An 18,052-nucleotide genomic window follows, 5' to 3' on the forward strand; every position below is an offset into this window, starting at 1 on the left:
GTTCTGGCAAAGAATATCGCCGTCTTTTTAACTATTAAGCGGCGTATAGAGGATATTAACGCTATTGATATACCCTCTATACGGCCATTTATTTCACTATCGCCTTACATTGTTAAAACGAATTTCACACTGAATGGCACCGGAATAAACGTCAGAATATCTGTATCAGTGGTGCCATTGATGGTTGCCGTCACGGTGCTGTCCCCTGGGTTGGCACTAACGACCGTCATAATAACTTCACCATTACTATCTGTTGTTCCATTGGCAGCCATCGTTGCGCTGTTAGTCGCATTGAAGCTAACCAATTGATTCGCCACTGCATTACCAAATGCATCGATAACTTTGGCTTTGACACTATTCAGTGCAGTACCATCTGCTGGCATATTACCGATTACCGCTGCCAGACTGACACTGGCGGTGCTGGCATCAGGAATAAAGGTGGTATCTACCGTCTGGCTATTGCCATTGACGCTGGCGGTCACCTTAGTCACACCCGACTTAGTGTTGGTCAAGGTTAAGGTAACCGAACCATCGGCACCGGTAGTGCCGCTGGCGGCGATCACGCCACTGTTATCTGCACTGAAATTCACCAGCAGATTCGGTATCAAGTTCCCTTCAGCATCGGTCACTATCGCTTTCACTGAGTTGGTCGCCACACCGTTAGCCAGTGCACCATCCACTTCAATACTCAGTGCCCCACTGACAATAGTCGCCGTGCCGCTGTTAGGAATAAAGTTCACATCGACACTTTGGCTATTGCCATTGACGCTGGCCGTCACCTTAGTCACACCCGACTTAGTGTTGGTCAAGGTTAAGGTAACCGAACCATCGGCACCGGTAGTGCCGCTGGCCGCGATCACGCCACTGTTATCTGCACTGAAATTCACCAGCAGATTCGGTATCAAGTTCCCTTCAGCATCGGTCACTATCGCTTTCACTGAGTTGGTCGCCACACCGTTAGCCAGTGCACCATCCACTTCAATACTCAGTGCCCCACTGACAATGGTCGCCGTGCCGCTGTTAGGAATAAAGTTCACATCCACACTTTGACTGCTACCATTGACGCTGGCGGTCACCTTAGTCACACCCGACTTAGTGTTGGTCAAGGTTAAGGTAACCGAGCCATCTGCGCCGGTGGTGCCGCTGGCGGCGATCACGCCACTGTTATCGGCACTGAAATTCACTAACATATTCGATATTCGGTTCCCTTCGGCATCGGTCACGATCGCTTTCACGCGATTAGTGGCGATACCATTTGCTAGCGCGCCATCGGTCTCGATACTCAGTGCGCCACTGACAATGGTCGCCGTGCCGCTGTTAGGAATAAAGCTCACATCCACACTTTGGCTATTGCCATTGACGCTGGCCGTCACCTTAGTTACACCGGATTTGGTGTTGGTTAAAGTTAAGGTAACCGAGCCATCGGCACCGGTAGTGCCGCTGGCCGCGATCACGCCACTATTATCAGCGACAAAATTCACTAGCTGATTGAGTATCAGGTTGCCTTCGGCATCGGTCACTATTGCTTTCACCGAGTTGGTCGCCACACCGTTAGCTAATGCGCCATTGGTCTCGATACTCAGTGCCCCACTGACAATGGTCGCCGTGCCGCTGTTAGGAATAAAGTTCACATCGACACTTTGGCTATTGCCATTGACGCTGGCGGTCACCTTAGTCACACCGGATTTGGTGTTGGTTAAGGTTAAGGTAACCGAACCATCTGCGCCGGTGGTGCCACTGGCCGAGATCACTCCACTGTTATCAGCACTGAAATTCACCAGCAGATTGGGTATTAGGTTCCCTTCAGCATCGGTCACTATTGCTTTCACCGAGTTAGTCGCCACACCGTTCGCCAATGCGCCATCGGTCTCGATACTCAGTGCCCCACTGACAATCGTTGCCGTGCCGCTATTAGGAATAAAGTTCACATCGACACTTTGGCTATTGCCATTGATGCTGGCGGTCACCTTAGTTACACCCGATTTGATGTTGGTTAAGGTTAAGGTAACCGAACCATCGGCACCGGTAGTGCCGCTGGCGGCGATCACGCCACTATTATCTGCACTGAAATTCACTAACAGATTCGGTATCCGGTTCCCTTCAGCATCGGTCACGATCGCTTTCACCGAGTTGGTCGCCACACCGTTAGCCAGTGCGCCATCGGTCTCGATACTCAGTGCCCCACTGACAATGGTCGCCGTGCCGCTGTTAGGAATAAAGGTCACATCCACACTTTGACTATTGCCACTGACGCTGGCGGTCACCTTAGTCACACCGGATTTGATGTTGGTTAAGGTTAAGGTAACCGAGCCATCGGTACCGGTAGTGCCGCTGGCTGCGATCACGCCACTATTATCAGCGACAAAATTCACTAACAGATTGGGTATCAAGTTGCCTTCGGCATCGGTCACTATTGCTTTCACCGAGTTGGTCGCCACACCGTTAGCCAATGCGCCATTGGTTTCGATACTCAATGCACCACTGACAATGGTCGCTGTACCACTGTTAGGAATAAAGTTCACATCGACACTTTGGCTATTGCCATTGACGCTGGCGGTCACCTTAGTTACACCGGATTTGATGTTGGTTAAAGTTAAGGTAACCGAGCCATCGGCACCGGTAGTGCCACTAGCCGCGATCACCCCACTGTTATCTGCACTGAAATTCACTAGCAGATTCGGCACCAAGTTCCCTTCGGCATCGGTCACGATCGCTTTCACGCGATTAGTGGCGATACCATTTGCCAGTGCGCCATCAACTTCAATACTCAATGCCCCACTGACAATCGTTGCCGTGCCGCTATTAGGAATAAAGTTCACATCCACACTTTGGCTATTGCCATTGACGGTGGCAGTAACGTGGCTGACCCCGGCAGTGGTGCTGGTCAGTGGCAGAGTCACTGAACCATCAGTTCCCGTCGTGCCACTGGTGGCAATATTAGCCCCATTGCTCGCCACAAAACTGACGGCAAGATTAGGGATCGGGTTGCCACTGGCATCGGTCACCACCGCTTTTACCGAGTTGGTCGCCACACCATTAGCCAGCGCACCATCAGTTACAATAGTGAATGCACCACTCACAATGGTTGCCGTGCCGCTATCTGGAACAAAATTCACGTTCACACTTTGGCTGTGACCATTCACCGTGGCGGTGACATGCACCACACCTGCTGTGGTGTTTGTTAGCGGCAGAGTCACTGAGCCATCCGGCCCTGTGGTACCACTGCCAGCCATCGCCGCACCGTTATCTGCCAGGAATGTCACAACCTGATTAGGTATGAGGTTGCCGGTGGCATCGGTGACTATCGCCTTCACTTCGTTGCTGGCGATACCATTTGCCAGCGCATTATCTATGGTGATGGTCAGTGCGCCGTTGACGATGGTGGCTGTCCCGCTATCGGGGATAAAGGTGACATCTACCGCCCGGCTAACGCCATTAACCGAAGCAGTGACTCGCGTCACACCTGCGGTCGTATTGGTCAGCGATTGCGTGATAGAACCATCAGCCCCGGTCGTCCCATTAGCGGCAATATGGGCCCCATTGCTCGCCACAAAGCTAACGGCAAGATTAGGAATCGGGTTGCCACTGGCATCGGTCACCACCACTTTCACTCGATTACTGACACTGCCATTCGCGAGTGCGTTATCGGTAAGCACGCTAAGTGCTCCGTCAACAATGGTCGCCGTACCACTGTCTGGGATAAAGTTAACCGCAACACTTTGGCTCGAACTATTTAACGTAGCCGTGATGTTGGTTACGCCCGTCACGGTGTTAACCGCCGTGACAATGATCGCCCCGTTGGTGTCGGTAATGCCGCTGGATAATGAGAGTGTGGCGCCGTTATCCGCAACGAAACTGACCAGTTGGTTAGGAACAGGGTTACCATTAGCATCGGTTACTCTGGCCTGAACACTGTCAGTGGCAAGACCATTTGCCAGCGCATTGTTGCTTAGCACCGTGAGATTTTCGCCAAGAATAGTTGCCGTGCTTTCATCCGCCATAAACATCACTGCGGCTTGCGCTCTGTTGCCATTATCTAATACGGCATGGACCTGCCCAGCGCCTGCCAGGGTACTTTTAACCGAAACAGTTGCCCGCCCCATGTTATCTGTTACAGCTGATGGCGTGACAACGTCACCAATGGTGGCATTAAAGGCAATATTCATCCCAGCCATTGGCGTATTTGCCCCATTAGCAGTATCAACCACAGAGGCCCGATAAGTGACTAATGCGCTGCCATCCGCCGTGGCGGAGGTGCTTGAACCCACGACATTAAGTGCAATCTGATGTGGTGATTCCTGCACAATAATTTGAGTGGTTGCCGTGTTAGATTTATTGCCACGAATGTCGTAGGCAACAGCACTGACTTGATAACTATTGATATTTTGCAGGTGTTGGTAGGCTGGGAGTGTGATTGAAGCGGATTCCATCGCCAGTGGCGTCAAGGCGCCACCGGTAGTAATCAATATCGGAGCACTCCATTCAACCCGAGCGGCACCATATTTAGAGGCCACGCTCCCGGTTAAGGTGACATTTTCCAGCGCATGGGCTGAAATCGTTTCCGGCAGCGTTAAATTGATCAGGTTCTGCTTTTCATACTGCATGACGATGTTGTAATTACGATCAACCAAATCATAACGGCTGCCCGCAAGGCTACGCATCAAAGCAACTGTGTCTTTATTGATTTGATCAATCCAAGGCACACCGAAGCGGTAATTAAAGTTCAAACCAACCTGCAGTTCATTTGAGGTGTTTTGGCCTTTCTTATGAGCAACATCGACGGTAACTAGCGGGATTGGCGTGTAATTTACACCCAAGGTCACGGCTGATGGTGAGTCGCCTAAATCATCCGGGCTAGTGCTGCCGCTATTGAGCGCGACACCTTTGCCGAAGTATTTCTCATACATTAATGAGCCGCCCAGTTGGGGATAAGCAGGCAGATAGGCCGCAGCCCTGACATCAAAGCCATTTGCCGGGCGCTCGTTATAATCTTCCATATTAGACAGCACCGATTGGTGCCAGTCAGTTAAACGAAAATAGCCATTGGCGGAGAACTTAAGATTATCAGTCCAGGCTTCAGCTCCGACCCCTACCCGGCTATTTTTGCCCGTCAGGTCATAGTCATAAAAGCTGTTGACGCCCAACATCCAGTTTTCGGTAAATTGACGAACCCCGATGCCAGCATTATTTGTCGTCCGGTAGCCATCGTAACGCACACCTAATTGACCAAATAACAGGTTGTCTTGTGATTCAACCAGCGGCAGTAAAATATCTGCATTGCCAGTGCCGGAGGAATTAAGTTGCACTCTGGCATGACCAAATTGACTGAGCCAATCAGAGGCCGCTTGCGCCGCCAAGCCAGAGGATACGCCTCTCACCGCACTTTCTGCCGCTCGCCCTGAATTCTCGCTGCCCATCACGCCCCAGAATTGGGTGGCGGTGCTGGCAACGTTATCTTCGGTAAGATTAAATTTATTCGCGCTCGTGCTCTCGGCTTGCGATAAATCTTCGGAGCCTAAATTAGGTAACGTACTGCCCTGCGGCACATTAGATGGAGCTTCATTCCCTATGAAAGGATTCGCTGGTTGATATTGGTAAGGAACAGCGGGTTTTTCAAGATGATTATTGGGCTGTTCAGAATAAGTGTTAGGTGCCACCGCCATGGGCTCAACCAGTATTTCGGAGGACCGCATCTTCGCCATTATCTCGTCTAATTCATCTGCACGTGCAGATAGCGATATTAGCGGTGTGAAAGCTATAGTTATGGGCAGCAGTAGTTGCATTAATAAGGTATTAATTGCAACTACTCGCATAAGTGATTTATTTGAATGGAAACCGTTCATAGTGAATTCAAAGTTCCGATTTTGAATGGCGATATCCGTTACCGCATAGATACAAGCCGTTTTATTATTGACAGACATAGATATAATCATCATTGATTAATATTAATGATGTTATTCTGTGTCTCACCCAATAAACTCAATTTTATTGATTTTGCAATAATGTGGATTACGAAAAGAAATGAGCAATTTAGCGAACTAAACTGCTCTAATCCTAATGGCTATATTAGAAATATTTCATTGTCATAAAATACAATATCTATCCCAACCAGAAGATGAGAATGATAATCATATAAAATGCAAAACATAAACACACGGATTGTTATAATTACTGCATATAGCAAATGTCACTGTGTCTTATTGAATAAAAGGCTAGATCCGTGAAAGATAATTCACTTTGTTTTGTACTTCGTTGAACGCAGTATTTCTAACTCTGGCACACACCATTTTAAGTTTTGAATCCAGTTCCAGAGAAATGAGCTGCTTAGGATCATTATCCAAGATATTTCTATTCTGTTCCAAGAATGCGTACATATCATTGATTTGGTCAAACTGCCCTCTAAATACCCCAAACTCATTGGTATTCAGTTTTTTGACCATGGAGAAATTATTGACGCACTGATCGTTGGTACTCTTCTTAATAATGGCTGCGGTCTGCTTCTCGGAGTCAACCTTTGCTTGCGTGCTGCACCCTCCCAATACTGCACTTGCCATCAAAATCACTATCGCCACTGCTTTCATAAAATACCCTCATTAATCCTTTATAAGTACTCAACCTTCCATTGGATATGCCGACCCTGGTACCAATATCATTTCCACCAAATATCTGTGTAGTGATATCAGTCGCATTTGTTCAATAGAATGCAATCCAACAGATGTAGCAGGGACACTCTACATCGCGATCTTTTGTGCTGTCAAATGACCTTAAGTTAGATCTAAACGCTATCTTATCTCATTAGTCCAGTTTAATATTCTGATTGATAATCTTGAAATGGATGTAAAGATCGTATTTTATATGATTGATAGTTTTATATTTCAAATTATTTATACAAAACAGTTGATCAACCCAATTAAATTTAAGGCAAAAAAAACATAAAATTAATCAAAATTGTTGACACAGTGCATAAAAATGAAATGTCAATTATTACTCGCTGTAAGAAATAAAACATTCCGTCAGCAAATTAATAACAATATATATCCAGGAGGGGATTGTTTAATATATCTTGTGGATTTAAAAGATTAAGAATTATCTTGGTTATTCAAAAGCAAAATTGAGAATAGAAATATCCATTTTTCATAAAAAAAGCTTACCAATCATTGGGGCATCAGTAATACCTTAAGTATCCCGTTAATTTCTTTGACGCCTAGCTTATTATATACATTACGTCTATGTGCACTCACTGTCTTATTTTTCATATCAAGCTCACTTGCTATATAACTATTACTTAAATCTAATAATATATATTCAAGAATTTCATTCTCTCTTTGAGTTAATTGTGACTTTATTTTTATTGAAAATGTTATTCTGTCAAATTTCTTAGGGAGGATTCGTGAAGATAATAACCTAATTATCATGGTTTCTATCTTATCTATGGAGGCTGTTTTACATACCACCCCATCACATGCCCCTGACAAGCAAATAAAGTCCCCGGAACTCTCTGGTTTACTACAAATAGCCATAATAAAAGCCAACGGGTTAAGTGTTCTGATCTGTTCAATCGCATTTAATAACTGGATTGAAGATGTATTATCAAGAATAACAACATCTCGTGAATTTGATGGGTTATATATATAATTACTGTCAATGGTGGAATGTAGCTCAACATGAATATCCTGCTGTTTATCCAGAATATCGCGTATTCCCTTAGTTATTATTTCTAAGGACAGCCTTGTTAAGCCACAATGACTCATCACAATGACTCTCATGACGTTGTGTTATTCCTTATTTCCAATATTGGTTTATTCAGAATGGAATTTCATTACATTGGCGGCACATAAATAACGGTGCCGAAGCACCGTTATTTATGAAGCCTGATGACGATTAGAAGTTGTATTTAACCCCTAACATGACCGCGGTATCGCTATAGCCTTTATCACCCAATTGCTGGCCGACATTGCCCCAGACATTGAGTTGCTTGTTCAATTGCCCTTCAACACCCAGTTTCAACTCACCAATATTCTTCGCACCGGCCTGCTTCACATCAACCGAGTTCATATTGGTACCGAAGTCTTTGGTATTGTGGATCCAATTGGCTTCCACAAACGGCTGGAACTCGCGATCCTTACCATTATCACTTTCGTGGTGGCCTTTCATATAAGAACGAACCCCCAGACGCGTCTGGATATTGCCGTCGCCCTGACCACTCACCTGAGTACCATTGGCCTCACGGTGCTCGTCAGCCTTCACTCCCATCCAGGTTATTTGCGCTTTCGGCTGGATAAAGTAGGTTTCATTCTTAGATTTGTTTTCACCAATCTTAAAGGTGTAGCCGCTTTCAACCGAGGCGGTGATCCCTTTTGACTTGTACTCTTCAGAGGTTAAACCTTCGCCCTGCACGGTATTGTTAAACCAGCTGTATTGTGCCCAACCGTCCACATATAAGCCGGACTTATCTTCGTTGTTGGCGTACCAGGTGCTATACACACCGGCAGTGTAACCATCAACGGAGCCATCAGACTGGTAACCGGATTTCGAGCGAGTGTTGCTTTTGCTGTTACCGTAACCCGCCATGACACCTAAATGTAACCGGTCGAGATCATTGTTACTCCACTGTGCGATATCGCCACCCAGCTGCATCACATATCGGTTGCTTTGGGTTTTCAGCTGGCCGCTGCTATCCCGTGAACGGTTATGGCCGCCTTCATTTCTCAGCCACATACTGGTCACTTTCTGCTCGCCAGTCAGGGCGTCGATATATTGAGTTTCCCCTAAGCGATCGTGCAAACGAGTCACAAACATATTGTTCGCTGCAGCCAGGTTAGCAGTATAACTGCCAGCTTCAGGACGTTTGGTTTCTTCACCTGGGTTAACCGGGCTCTCTGGATCTACCGGTTTTTCTGGGTCAACCGGCAAATTACTCAAGCTGGTCAGGTACCAGTTAGTCGCATTCTGCCCTACACCACGTACCAGAGAATAGTCATACGCACCCGCCACAATACGGCCACTTTTGAAATCACCGTCTGACTGGCCGTTGACCTGAATCAGTTCAATACCATTCAGCGTTTTAGCCCCCAGACCACCGGCGTTGTCCACACTTACATTGGTGGTTCCGCTGGTGTTGCCGTTGACTATCATGCTGTCCGTGGCAGAGTTGTCATCACCCAGTGCAGTGTTGAAATGCAGTAACCCGTTGTTACCAATATAGTTGCCATTCACTACTAATTGATTGCCGGTGGTACCCGTGCCGTCACTGGTTTTGTTACCGATAAACACCGTACCGCTGTTGGTTAAATCCGTCCCCACCGTAAATACGTTGCTGGCAGGTGCCAGACGGCTCAATATTGACGTCACCGGCGCTGTTGGGTTGCCGACAAACAATACGCCCTGGTTATCAATCGCCCCCGCCACACCACCAAAACCGCCCATAAAGGCACCGTTGGCAATATTCACTTGCTGGCTAGCCAGTGTCATTGGATCTACACTGCTGCCCAAGATCAGGCCGCCCGCGTTAATGTCAGTTTGACCGGTATAGGCCGCAGACGGTGTTAACGATACCGTGCCAGTACCATTCTTAGTCAGACTGCCGCTGCCAGTAACGCTATTTGCCAATGTCCAATTAGCATCTGAGTTCAATACCAGCGAACCATTATTGGTCACGGACGCCGTGCCCAGATTCTCGGCCTGAGATACGGTTAACTGGCTGGCATTATTGATATCAAACAGGCCGCTGAACCGGCTGTTATCACCACTGGCAGTAATATCGCTGCTATCTTGCAATACCACACTTCCGGTATCGCTAATCGCATTAACCAACTGACCTGCCGCACCGGTCAATGTTAATAGACCGGCATTGATAATGTCGCCATTCCCCAGACCAGCGGCATTGTTCAATAACGCTTGTGCGCCATTGGCAATAGTGGTCACCGCGCTCAGGCCAGTGTTAGCACCATTCACCGTCAGCACATCGGCGGTAATCGTCAACGCGCCGTTACCGGTGAGTTCACCGTCAGAAATACCGCCCTGACTCAGCGTCAGACTGCCACCATTGACGTTCAATGATGAGCCGGCAGTACCGTTCAATTCACCCACCGTCTGGCTATGACCGTTCATATCAAAAACAGTATCGGCTGCCAGAGATAACAGAGACGTATTCCCCAGCACATTGTCATTCAGCATCTGCAAGGTTCCACTGCGAACCTCAGTAGCGCCGGTGTAGTCGTTGTCCAGATTAGACAGTGTCACGGTATTGCCAGCGCCAGTATCAATGGCCAGATCACCGATGCCGGTGATTTTGGCACTCAAGTCTGCCGCCGAGCCGGTTTTATTGGTGGCATACAGTGACAATGCATCAGCACCGCTACCCAGCAACTCAACTTGCGTCAGGCCGTAACCGACATACAAACCATCGTTACTCACACCGCTGGTCAGGCGATAATCGTAAGTTCCTTTGGCGACCGTGGTGCCATTTTGGGCAATATCTGCCGTGGTGGCGTCAGTAATGACATTGCCATACTGGTCTTGCAGCACCAGATTACCGCCATTGCCCTGTACCGTCACATCACTGACGGCCAGTTGCAACAGGGTGTTGGCATCATCCTGCTCCATAATAGGCAGGACAGGATTGACCGGCGTCGGGCTGTTATCGACACTCTCAATATTCACCTCGACCGTACCGTTACCCAGCAGGTTCATCTCGTTGGTGGTATGAATGGTGCTTTTCGCTACCGTTTCACCCGGTGTGCCGGTGTTAAATTTCGCGGTACCGCCGTCAAAGATTAGCCCACCAATCGTCTGGACCCCATCAGCGACCGTGGCGATGCTATCAGCACCCAGTTTCAAGGTGGCATTGACCAGCGCCGTGGTATTCTGCGCCGCCAGATCAAAAGTAGCATTGCCCAGCGCCAACACGCCGTTAAAGGCATTCTGTGCTGCATTGGCGGTAAAGTTAAATGCATTACCGGCGGTATCAACACTGACCGTACCTAGGCCATTCAACTTGCTATTAAAGTCCACTGAATTCAGATTATTAACCTGCAACAGGCTGCCGTCGCCCAGATTAAAACCGGTATTCGCATTGTCATCCTGCGCATTGCCCAGCGCCAACAGCACATTATCCAGTGTTAGTGTGGAGTTATTAATCAGGTCGATGTAATCCATATTCTGGATAGCATCGGCATCACTCAGGGCATACACCGAGTTGTCAAAGGTCAGGGTGTCGCTACCTGTGCCACCATTCAGCGAACTGAACACGCCAGTATCAGTCAGTGTCAGATCTTTCAGAATAAATTCGTCATCACCGCTGCCGGTGGTGAAATCAGTCCCTTTACTGCCTTGCATCAAGGTGACAGTGTTGTTTCCAGTCAATAAATTGACCTGGCCAATAATGCTGCCGCCCGCCTGGTTAGTGAAGGCCACACCGTTCCCGGTATTGGTCACCACTGCCTGCTGTGCCGCACTGTTGGCATGGATCGCGCCACTGTTAACGAAACTGGTGACATAACCGTTGTTGATATCCACCACTGGGTTAGTTAGTGACTGTGATATCAAGTTACCGGACTGCTCGACCTCACTGGTGGTGCCTTGCACAATCAGAGCGGCACCGCCTGCGGCATCATTGACATTAACACTGGCACCGGTTTTCAGATTCTGACTGGAGTTAGTGACGATCCCTTTGCCCGCAGCGGAATTGACGTTAATCACCAAGTCAGCCGAGTCGGACATATCCAATGTGTTGTCGGTAATGGTATCGCCGGTATTGGCAAACAAAATACCGGTACCACTGCCGTTCACATTGATGGTGCCCGAGTTAGTGGCCGCCATTGAAGCACCGGTACGAATACCCGCGCCATTGCCCACGGTCAACGTGGTGTCTTTTAACTGAATACCTGAAATTTCGGCTTTGTTCTCAATAGCATTACCGGAACCACCGGCCGTCATGGTGATGGTGGCACCATCGACAGTCAGTGCTGTGGCACCGGTATCCAACAGCACACCATGGGCCGTGCCACCGGCTTTGGTTTCACCATTACCCGACAAGGTCAAGCTAGCGCCCGCCCCCAATAAGAAAGCGGCGGTGCCATCAGTCGCATTGACGGTACCCGAGTTATTGACTGTCGAATTAGCACCCTGAATATTCACCGCGGTGCCATTCACTGAGATCAAATTTTGGTTTGTCAGGATCCCGCCATCCACCAGCACACCTGTGCTGTCAGGCTGAGTAAAGTCAATGGTACCTTTGTGGATTAACTCACCACCATTACGAGCGATATAGCCATAGGCGCCGGAGGCGGTGTTGCCAGTGGTTAATACTGCAGAGCTGGTTAAAACAGACTTGCCGGTAGCGCCGGTCGCTATCCCATCCAAGCCGTAATAATTGCCATCAACGATACCGGCGGTAGCACCATCGCCACTGAGAGTGAGGCTGGCATCGGCGGTAATCGTACCACTCGCCCCACCTTCAACTTTCACCCCGGTGGCACCTTCACCCGAGAGCACCATATCTAGCGCACCAGAACTAAAGTTACTCCCCACCCCGGTGACCTGAATCAATGATGAATTCTGGCCGATTGCATTCATAGTCGAGGCAGTCGTTCCCACAAAGCTGGCACCTTTATCGACGCGATACAATGTGGAGCCTTCGGTTGACACTGTTTCAGCACCAACTGCCGTGTTATTAACACTCGCCCCCGCACCATAAATCAGGTACCCCACTTGGTTCTTACCTGAAACAAACTCAACCTGACCATTGCCGGTCACATTGATAGTGCCTTGATCTTCAGCCACCACGCCAATAGCGCCGTCGCCCGTAAGGTTCACCTGACCGGAAAGATTAGCGACAGCACCCGCACCAACAGCCTGGATACCGTAGTTGGCCAGATTGGTGGCAGCATCAAGTCCTTTATTGACATAAATGTTACCCGCATTCGTCGCGGCGCTGTTTGTCAGCACTTTCATGCCAACGGTATTGATACCATTGATAATAATATCGCCATTATTGACAACATTAGTGGCGTTCAAGCTCGAAGAAATACCGATATTCTGTGCCGCGTTTTGCCCAGGCGTTGCACCTGCACCATTGAGCTCAATAGTGCCATTTTGACTAACAGCGGTCCGGGCACCTTGCGCAATAATTGCAGTGGAGTTTTCAGTTTTGCTACCAATGACAATTTTACCGCCCACATTATTGATGAAAGTGGCGATATTGCTCAGATTAACGGTATCTTGAACTAATTTAACCGCATAAGACTCTGTTTTTATTGCTAAGTCGGTAACCACGTCCGCTAACGAGCGTTGAGCTTCGCGGCCCACATAGACGGTGCCATTGTTTTCGAAAGTAGAGCCTTTCTGAACACTCACCCCTTCGTTCAGATACCCTGCTGGAGGTGCTTTATCGACCGTTGAAGCAATGTTAATTGCGCCGTTATTGACGAAGGTTGAGGTACCGTCAATGATAGCTGCGCGGGTATAAACACTGGTGCCACGAGAAGCCGTGTTTATGACGCCATTGTTAGTGACTGAAGAGGCCCCATTCGCCAAAATTGCAGTATGACTGCCACTGGCGACATCCAGTGGCAATGTGGCACTCGGTACGGGTTTGAAATCCAGCATCTCAGGGTTAGTCCCTGCATCCAGAACCCCAGTAGCTTCATTAATAACTGTACTGTCAGTGGCGAAAATAATATTGGTGCCACGAACAGTGCCTGCGGCTGAACCTAATGTCCCCGCGTTATTCAAAGTCGCGCCATCATTGAGCCGCACTACTGAAATATCAGTGTTAAAAGCCTGAATATTGGCATCAGTACCAATATTCACAACGGCATGCTGACCATCACCATGAATAAAGGCAACACGACTAGAATCAACGATGTGATTGACGGCGTCGTTAGCATCAATACCCATATCAAGATAAATAGGGGTGACTTTCGGTGAAGTGCCGGTACCGGTAAAATAGGCACGCGCCAGTTCGGCCTGATAGCCTTTGCTGTCTAAGACAATCGCGCCACTCTTAATACCTGCAATCAAAGCATTATTGTAATTTTGGAAATCAGCAAAATTTTGAACATTCTGCGCACCTAAATAAGGGCTGGTGAAAGTGCCGGTAAAGTCATCAAGGACCGCATTGGCCACTGAAGTGCTGCTATCACGAATGTTATTACTGTTATTTCCCAGATTGACGACTGTTTTAGCGTCATAATTTAAAACTGTATTCTGAGCAGATGTCGTCGAGTCAACATAGAATCCTGAAGAGGTTGTTGCCTCCGGTTGACTTTTCAAACCGCCTTTAAGAATAGCGCTAAAGTAGTTAGTACTCTCATTAACCCAGCCCGCCGCGGTGCTACCCACATTCACTGTCAGGTCACTGCTATCTTGTACATGAAATAAGTTACGGTTCACATACTGACCATTCTCACCCACCGCATAAGAAACCGGCACCGAAAAATCGGCCAATGGTTTAATTGACATCGCCGTGCTGCTATACACATTAATAGTAATTAATGCGCCGGTTCCTTTCGGATCAAGGAAAGTTTCAGTCACCATATCGCCTAAATTGAAAATATTTTTACTGATCAGATTCTCAGCACCATACAGGAAATTCCCCGGGGGAATATCCCCTAGCTTACTGTTTTTAAAACCGGCATCGCCTCGGGCAATGTTACTAAAGCTCCCCGATAAAGTATTACCTGTGCCAGTGAATGATTGTTCAAAATCAACTTCAGGGGTAAATACCGGAACAGTAATATCGGCGGCAAAAGCAGAGCTAGCTCCGAAGGCCAACATTAAGGTTATAGCCATCTGATTTAAACAAGAAGGTGCCGTTAAACTTAGTGTGGTTGCGACAGTTCCTGAACAACATGATTTGGCTTTTTTGCTTGATTTAGAAAACTCTGATGCAACATCGTAGCGACCTAATGCACTATTCCAAATGACTTTAAATACTCGATTCATAAGACTCTCAACGTTATCTCTATATATGGATTATAATTAACGAGCAATATCCTTACTTGAATAGAAAGTAATTAACCTGACAAGCGTCCACTGGTGAATAGCTTAACTCTGATATTGCATCATTAATGAAAATTATAAACGCACAAGATCACATAGATATATAGGAGCCAAGGACTACATACGTAGGAATAATCCCACAAATCATACAGATACAATTTATTGCTCATATATATCAATAAGTTAAAAACAAAAAAACATAAGAATTATCTTGAATGAATATATCATTCATATATAAGACACTTCCAATAAGCCATCTGTTTTACTAACTAGTTATAGGTATTTATCAAAAATCAAAAACATACCCAATAAAAAATCAGTAAGTATTTATTGATGAAGAATATTTTATTTAACATCACAGATTTGAACTCTGTGATAATCCTTAATTAAAACCACACGATTATACACAAAAAAAGGATTTATTGTATTTTATGATCGCAATTCTTATAAATGCGACATATAACACTAAAAGCAAGCATAAAACAACCACCTATAGAACATTATTCTATTTTAGGGTTTAAACTCTAGAATAAAAGATCGTCAAATTAAAATGATATCAAATAAGGTATATTTACAATTAAATTCTCATTGGATGTGTCTTAAAAATATTGGTGCATAAAAAGTATTAAATAGGTAAATAAATAACAAGTTAATTATTGTTGAGAATTTAGTTTAGCGCCCACAAAAATACACTTAAACATCAGAAATAACGAGTGATTACTCTAGGAATGATACCAAGAATACTGAAAAATAGATAAGCAGATGAATGATATATTTATGCAGAATAACTTACTGTAATAGCGCGTCATTAATTGGCGGTGGAATTGGCTATATTAACCCTATGCTCTGCGAGAATAGCGCCATGATAGCGGCAATTTGATTGGGTCTGGGAGGGAGGTTGGTGAACGGGTTGGATACGGGCATTTCACAAAGGAATTGATACCGTATCCAACATAGGCTGTATCCAATAACGGCGAATATCTAAAACAAACCTAGCGGAATGGCGTGACGTCCCCCGCTCCTTCACGGATAACTTCAGGTGAAGAATCCGTCAAATCAATAACAGTAGTCGGCTGTTGGCCCAATGAGCCGCCGTGGATGATTAAATCCACTTGTTTGCCCAAGTGTTCTTTGATCTCTTCAGGATCAGATTCTGCAAAATCATTACCCGGTAGCATCAACGTGGTCGACATTAATGGCTCACCCAATACATCCAGCAGCGCCAGCGCGATAGGATTAGACGGCACACGCAAACCAATAGTCTTACGTTTGTCATTCATCAAACGCCGAGGTACTTCTTTGGTCGCTTTTAAGATAAAGGTGTAATTGCCGGGGGTATTATTTTTGATCAAGCGAAAGGCCGTGTTATCCACATAGGCATAGGTAGATAACTCTGACAAATCACGGCACATCAACGTGAAATTATGATTACCATCCAACTGGCGAATACGACAGATACGCTCCATTGCCGATTTGTCTTCTAAGCGGCAGCCAAGGGCATAACCGGAATCTGTCGGATAAACAATCACCCCACCTTTGCGCAAAAAATCAACACTCTGGTTGATTAATCTTGGTTGCGGATTTTCCGGGTGAATATAAAAAAATTGACTCATGACTCTACCTCATCATTCAACATTCGAGTTGGCTGGCTCTATAGGCCAATCACGCCATACCGGCTCCACCCCAGCAGGTAGCCACAATTTGCGGCCTAGCTCAATCCAGGAACAAGGTTGATGGAAATCAGACCCCTGGGATGCAAGTAAATTATAGTCGCGTGCATATTGGGCAAGTTGTGCTCGCTCATGCGGAGCTTGCTGGCATTGAGCGACTTCCATGGCATCTCCGCCAAACTCGGCAAAATGTGCCAATAACCGTTTCAGCCATTTGGCGGTTAAATCATAGCGGCCGGGATGCGCCAGCACCGCTTGCCCACCAGATTGCTTAATTGCATCAATAGCTTGTTCTATTGTACACCATTGCGCGGGAACATAACCGGTCTTGCCTTTGGCTAAATATTTTTTAAAAACCTGCCCGACATTACTGGCTAGCCCAAGCTCCACCAAATAGCGGGCAAAATGCCCACGGGTCACCTGTCCGCCACTCGCCAACCGATTAGCCCCTTCCCAGGCATTAGGAATACGTGCTTTTGCCAGACGAGCGCTGATCTCTTGCGCACGCACATAGCGATGGTTGGATTGTTCACTCAGCAGTGTACAAATACTGTCATGGTGGATATCAATACCGAGTCCCACGATATGGATTTCATGATTTTCCCATAAAGTAGAAATTTCAACGCCGGGGATAAGCCGTAATGCCAGTTGCTGTTGTGCAATAGTGGCTGCCGCTTCTGCTAATCCCGCCGTCGTATCGTGATCGGTAATGGCCAAAACGCCCACCCGCATTTGCGCCGCCCTTATCACTAGCGCCGCAGGTGTCAAGCAGCCGTCCGATGCCGTGGTATGGCTATGCAAATCATAGAGTGTAAATGCCGTTGAGCCGGCTGCTGTATCAGGTAAATCAGCCGAGCCAGGCAAGATGGCGTTATCAGACAAAACGGGTTTATTTATCAAAACGGTCTTATTAACCAAAACAAAAATCCAGAAAAAACGTGGTTGAGTATGATACTCGTTAATAAGCTTTTTACGCACCTTAATTGAGGTCCGTACTCGCCAGCCACACCAAGTTCATTAAAAAAACAATCATTCAAGAGCTTGACATTCATCTCGCGAACCAGTTAACTAGTACACAAGTTCACGAGGTACCAAAATGGTGATCGGAACAGTGAGTCGCATAACTGTGTTCCCCAAAGATATTGGAGTTGCAGGTAGGCATCATCCCGATGAGCTTACATCAGTAATGAGTGAACGCAGCTAACGCCCCAGCGGCTTCAAGAGCCAAGGGGATAAAATGAAAGCAATCCTAGAGAGCAATGACTGAAATGAAAACTACCCTGATCTCCTTACTGCGTTGGTGGCACATCTCCCTCACTCGGGCGATGTAATCACGCATATCAGTCATCAGACAGTGCAGATTGCTTCAGCCCGCTAAT

Annotated in this window: 7 protein-coding genes and 1 other annotated feature (1 of these 8 only partly in view); of the genes, 1 reads left to right on the forward strand and 6 read right to left on the reverse strand. The window is 46.9% G+C overall.

Going from position 1 to position 18,052, the window contains the following annotated elements; all coding sequences use genetic code 11:
• Nucleotides 1-104: 104 nt before the first annotated feature.
• From N0H69_RS14645 to rnm, 6 genes are all read right to left on the reverse strand, one after another.
• Nucleotides 105-5,702, reverse strand: coding sequence for an Ig-like domain-containing protein (locus tag N0H69_RS14645; protein WP_259705557.1), 5,598 nt, complete (start codon nt 5,700-5,702; stop codon nt 105-107).
• Between the two features lie 510 nt (nt 5,703-6,212).
• Entirely contained in the window at nt 6,213-6,581 is a 369-nt protein-coding gene (locus tag N0H69_RS14650) for a YuaE family lipoprotein (protein WP_050110458.1), read from the reverse strand.
• A 573-nt stretch (nt 6,582-7,154) separates the two neighbouring features.
• Nucleotides 7,155-7,766 (reverse strand): LuxR C-terminal-related transcriptional regulator, encoded by a 612-nt coding sequence (locus N0H69_RS14655; protein WP_050152467.1) that lies wholly within the window; start codon nt 7,764-7,766, stop codon nt 7,155-7,157.
• A gap of 115 nt (nt 7,767-7,881) precedes the next feature.
• Nucleotides 7,882-14,946, reverse strand: a complete 7,065-nt coding sequence (locus tag N0H69_RS14660; protein WP_050152466.1) for an autotransporter outer membrane beta-barrel domain-containing protein — start codon at nt 14,944-14,946, stop codon at nt 7,882-7,884.
• A 1,049-nt stretch (nt 14,947-15,995) separates the two neighbouring features.
• The gene (locus N0H69_RS14665) at nt 15,996-16,616 is read right to left on the reverse strand and encodes an L-threonylcarbamoyladenylate synthase (protein ID WP_050110461.1); all 621 of its coding nucleotides are present in this window, start codon (nt 16,614-16,616) and stop codon (nt 15,996-15,998) included.
• A gap of 12 nt (nt 16,617-16,628) precedes the next feature.
• Nucleotides 16,629-17,591 (reverse strand): RNase RNM, encoded by a 963-nt coding sequence (rnm, locus tag N0H69_RS14670; RefSeq protein ID WP_050152469.1) that lies wholly within the window; start codon nt 17,589-17,591, stop codon nt 16,629-16,631.
• A 350-nt stretch (nt 17,592-17,941) separates the two neighbouring features.
• Between rnm and trpL the strand changes: the two genes are divergently transcribed.
• Nucleotides 17,942-18,004, forward strand: a complete 63-nt coding sequence (trpL, locus tag N0H69_RS14675; RefSeq protein ID WP_134957788.1) for a trp operon leader peptide — start codon at nt 17,942-17,944, stop codon at nt 18,002-18,004.
• Nucleotides 17,966-18,052 (forward strand) — a sequence feature (Trp leader region); it runs 15 nt beyond the window's last position. Its footprint overlaps the gene before it by 39 nt.

Origin of the sequence: Yersinia alsatica (assembly GCF_025133195.1) — a bacterium.
Taxonomy (GTDB): domain Bacteria; phylum Pseudomonadota; class Gammaproteobacteria; order Enterobacterales; family Enterobacteriaceae; genus Yersinia; species Yersinia alsatica.